Consider the following 501-nt stretch of genomic DNA (forward strand, 5'->3'; position numbering starts at 1 on the left):
GCCCTGGTTGACTTCGATAGAGCCGTAGTCTTCGCTGTCCAGACCCACGTCAGCGGTCTTCTCGAAGAGGTCGTCGTCGTCCATGTCCCAGCCCTGGTCGGCCAACACTTCGTAGTTGAGGTATTCTACGGTAGGCATCAGCAAGCGGTTTGTATGCCACCCCATTAGACTTTGCTGTTCGATTCGTCGATTACGGGCGATTGTTCGGGACGTGTCACCGCTGTGTGCGGTGACAGTGGGTGTCACTCCCCCGGAGGTGCGGCCGACCGCGACGACTTACAGCGGGACGGCCGCGAAGAGCGCGTACGACGCCGCGGCCGAGAGACTCGGCGTGAGGAGCCAAAAGAATATCACGCGACCGGTCGTCCCCGGGTCGAACAGATCGGTGCCGCCGAGATCGCGTGCGGACTCTTCGCCCACTGGCGGGACCTCGTCGCTCGTTTCGGTCGTCAGCTCATCGACGGACATCTCCGGCGCGGTGCCCCCGAGCGCTTCGCCGAG

The 501-nt window shown here is 63.3% G+C and carries 2 pseudogenes; both read right to left on the bottom strand.

Annotation, left to right across the window (positions count from 1 at the left end):
* Positions 1–138: pseudogene (locus DEQ92_RS21990) on the bottom strand (ferredoxin); the annotation flags it as partial.
* A 138-nt stretch (positions 139–276) separates the two neighbouring features.
* Positions 277–501: pseudogene (locus DEQ92_RS21995) on the bottom strand (inorganic phosphate transporter); the annotation flags it as partial.

Origin of the sequence: Haloferax sp. Atlit-6N (genome assembly GCF_003383195.1) — an archaeon.
In the GTDB taxonomy this organism is placed as follows: Archaea; Halobacteriota; Halobacteria; order Halobacteriales; family Haloferacaceae; genus Haloferax; species Haloferax gibbonsii.